Origin of the sequence: Microbacterium sp. K35, assembly GCF_004794375.1 — a bacterium.
Lineage (GTDB): Bacteria > Actinomycetota > Actinomycetes > Actinomycetales > Microbacteriaceae > Microbacterium > Microbacterium sufflavum.
Genome location: NZ_SSDM01000032.1, coordinates 1 through 3,444, shown reverse-complemented (window position 1 = coordinate 3,444; position 3,444 = coordinate 1). Strand labels below are relative to the sequence as shown.

The 3,444-nt window shown below is 75.1% G+C and carries 4 protein-coding genes; 2 read left to right on the top strand and 2 right to left on the bottom strand.

Going from position 1 to position 3,444, the window contains the following annotated elements; genetic code table 11:
* A partial coding sequence (gene cofD, locus DW299_RS00805) for a 2-phospho-L-lactate transferase (RefSeq protein WP_240745273.1) occupies nt 1-1,028 on the top strand: 1,028 nt, incomplete at its 5' end.
* A 36-nt stretch (nt 1,029-1,064) separates the two neighbouring features.
* Nucleotides 1,065-1,535 (top strand): aromatic ring-opening dioxygenase LigA, encoded by a 471-nt coding sequence (locus DW299_RS00800; protein ID WP_136033914.1) that lies wholly within the window; start codon nt 1,065-1,067, stop codon nt 1,533-1,535.
* Between the two features lie 18 nt (nt 1,536-1,553).
* Here the strand turns inward: DW299_RS00800 and DW299_RS00795 are convergent, their stop codons facing one another.
* Together DW299_RS00795 and DW299_RS00790 are read right to left on the bottom strand one after the other, a co-directional pair.
* The gene (locus DW299_RS00795; protein WP_240745272.1) at nt 1,554-2,381 is read right to left on the bottom strand and encodes an ABC transporter ATP-binding protein; all 828 of its coding nucleotides are present in this window, start codon (nt 2,379-2,381) and stop codon (nt 1,554-1,556) included.
* Between the two features lie 58 nt (nt 2,382-2,439).
* Nucleotides 2,440-3,420, bottom strand: coding sequence for a putative F420-0 ABC transporter permease subunit (locus DW299_RS00790; protein WP_240745274.1), 981 nt, complete (start codon nt 3,418-3,420; stop codon nt 2,440-2,442).
* Nucleotides 3,421-3,444: the final 24 nt, after the last annotated feature.

The window sequence follows — 3,444 nt, the reverse complement described above, 5'->3', positions numbered from 1 at the left end:
GTGAACTTCGCGCCGCCGGGGGCGTCGGCGGCGCGAAGTTCACGGTGGGGGTGCGCGAGGCCGCACGGCGATGCTGGCCGGACGGCGACGGGGGCACGCGCGCCCGGATCACCGTGATCGCGAACACCGGCGACGACCTGTGGCTGAGCGGCCTGCGACTCCAGCCCGACGTCGACTCGATGGTCTACGCGCTCGCCGGGGTCAACGACACCGCGCGGGGCTGGGGCCGGGCGGGCGAATCCGAACGCACCGCCGCCGAGCTGCACGCCTGGGGTGCCGGGTGGCCGTGGTTCACGCTCGGCGACCTCGACCTCGGCACGCACATCGCCCGCACCGGGTGGCTGCACGAGGGCGCGACCGTGACCGAGGTCGTCGCGCGGCTCGCGTCGCGCTGGCCGCTCGGGGTCGCGCTGCTGCCGATGACCGATACCGAGGTCGACACGCACGTGGACACGACCCTCGGGCGCATGCACTTCCAGGAGTGGTGGACGCGCCACCGGGCGACCGTCCCCGCGCAGCGCTTCGACAACCCGCGGATCGAGCGCGCGACCCCGGCGCCGGGCGTGGTCGAGGCCATCGCCGCGGCCGACGCCGTGCTCTTCGCCCCGTCGAACCCCGTGGTGTCGCTCGGGCCCATCCTGGCCGTGCCCGGGCTCGCCGCGGCCGTGCGGGCGGCCTCCGGTCGGGTGGTGGGGGTGTCGCCGATCATCGCGGGATCCCCCGTGCGGGGCATGGCCGATGCGTGCCTGGCCGCGGTCGGCCTTCCCCCCACGGCCGATGCGGTCGGACGGCACTACGGCCCCCGCGCCACGGGCGGCCTGCTCGACGCGTGGCTGATCGCCGAGGAAGACGCCCCTCTCGCGCCCGACCTCGAGGCGCAGGGGCTGCCCGCGCCCGTGCACCCGCTGTGGATGCGCGACCTCGACACCGCCGCCGCCCTCGCCGCGGCCGCTCTCGGGGAGGCACTCGGGGAATCACCCGGCTTATTTCCGGCCGTGCCGCGAGAGGCGCAGCGGCCCCGGCCCTAGCCTGGAGGCGCAGTCCCCGAGGCGAGGAGAGCGGCCATGAGCGAAGCGACCGAGACCACCGAAGTCCGTCACCCCGACGACGGCAGGAGACGGATCGTGAAGGTCGTCGGCGTGCTGGGCATCGTCGGCGGCATCGTGCTGATCGTCGCCGGCATCGTCGTCTGGATCATGGTGTCGTCGCAGCTGCGGGCGGAGAACATCACGATCCCCGACGACGCGATGGCCTTCCAGGGGCAGACGGTCGCCGGACCGCTCACCGCCTACGTGCAGGCCGACATCATCCAGCACCACGCGCTCGAGGCGTCCGACGGCAAGACCTACGCGGAGCTCGCGATGGACGACCCGGTGCGGGCCACCCTGATGAACGCCTCGTTCCTGCGGGCGTCCCTGTTCACCTCCGTGGTGTCGTTCGGCGTCGCGGCGTTCGCGATGGGCATCGGCGTGCTGTCGATCCTGTTCGGCTGGGCCCTGCGCTCGCTGGCGGTCCTCCGCCCGCGCTCCGCCTGAGCACACGCACGCGCGGGGTCACCGCAGCACGGCGGGCTCGGGGTCGAACACGATCAGCGGGCGGCCGCTGCCCGCGCGGGACAGCACCTGCGCGTCGACCTGCCAGACGCGGGCGATGAGCTCCCGCGTCAGCACGTCGCCCGGGGTTCCCGCGGCCTGAACCCGTCCGTCCGCGATCACCACGATGCGGTCGGCGAAGGCGGCGGCGTGGTTGAGGTCGTGCAGTGCGGCGAGCACGGTCAGGCCGTCGTCGGCGAGGTGACGGAGCAGTGCGAGCGCGTCGAGCTGGGCGCGGATGTCGAGGTGATTGGTCGGCTCGTCGCACAGCAGCAGCGACGGGCGCTGGGCGAGCGCCCTGGCGAGGTTCACGCGCTGGCGCTCGCCGCCGGAGAGCGTCGCGGCGTCGCGGTCGGCGACGGCGAGGGCCCCCGCGCGGACGAGGGCGTCGTGCACGGCCGCGGCGTCGCCCTCCTCGCCGTCGAAGGACAGCCATCCGCGGTGGGGCAGCAGCCCGAGCGCCACGATGTCGCGTCCGGTCAGCCCCTCGGCCGCCGACCACTCCTGCTCGACCAGGGCCACGCGTTGCGCACGGGCGCGGCGGCGCAGGTCGGGCAGCGACACCCCGTCGAGCGCGAGAGCCTCCACCTCGCCGCGGAGGGTGCCGGCGATCAGGCGCAGCAGCGTGCTCTTGCCGGAGCCGTTGGGGCCGAGAAGCGCCGTGACCGCACCGCCGGGCGCCGTGAGGGACAGGTCGTCGAGGATCGCCCGGTCGCCGTGGCCGAACCGGAGCCGCCGCGCGTCGAGGCCGTCGGTCTTCGGGCTCACGAGCGTGCCGTCCGTGGGCACCGCCGCGGAGCGGATGCGGGTCCGGCGCTCGGCGCGCTCAGCCCACCAGTCGCCCCGCTCATGCCCTGGCCTTCCGCATGCGCAGCATCAGGGCGGCGAACACGGGCCCGCCGATCAGCGCCGTGACGATGCCGACCGGCAGTTCGCGCGGATTGAACACGGTGCGGGCGATCGTGTCGGCCCAGATGAGGAACACGGCCCCCGCCAGGAACGACACCGGCAGCAGCACCCGGTGCCGTGAGCCGACGACCGCGCGCACCGCGTGGGGCAGGATCAGCCCGACGAAGCCGATCGATCCGCTCACGGCGACCAGGGCCCCGGTGAGCAGTGCCGTGCAGACGAACAGCAGCACGCGCAGCCGGGTGACCGGCAGGCCGAGCGCCTCGGCGGCGGTGTCGCCGAGCACCAGGCTGTCGAGCGGGCGGGCGGCCGCCAGCAGCGGCACGGCGCACACGAGCGCGGCGGTCCCGGCCAGCGCGACCGAGGACCAGTCGGCGCCGCCGAGGGAGCCGAGCAGCCAGCTGAGGATCTCGCGGTAGCTGTCGGTCGTCGCGCTCCAGAAGATCACGAGGCTGGTGAGCGCGCCGAGCACCGCCGACACCGCGAGCCCGGCCAGCACCACGGCGGTCGCGGAGGAAGCGCCGGCGGCCCTGGCCAGCCCCAGTGTGAGCGCCAGGGCGAGCAGCGCGCCCGCGAACGCCGCGAACGGCAGGGCCACGGCGGCGCCGAGCACGATCACGATCACGGCGCCCGTGGACGCTCCCGACGACAAGCCGAGCAGGTACGGGTCGGCGAGGGGGTTGCGGGTGAGGGCCTGCATGACCGCGCCGCACAGCGCGAGGCCGCCACCGACCGCCGCGGCCGTGAGCACGCGGGGCACCCGTCCCTCCCACACGATCGCGTCGCGGATCGGACTCAGCCCGCTCGCGGCCCCGGTCAGGTGCGACCACGCGCTCGCCAGCAGCTCGGACGGCGTGATGTCGGCGGGACCGATGGCGACCGCCGCCACGACCGACCCCGCGAGCGCGAGCAGCAGCACCGCGGGGTCGGTCGTGGCGGCGGT

Bases quoted from the DNA above. Each gene is read 5' to 3' on its own strand.
- DW299_RS00800 (WP_136033914.1), top strand. From the start codon at position 1,065: ATGAGCGAAGCGACCGAGACCACCGAAGTCCGTCACCCCGACGACGGC.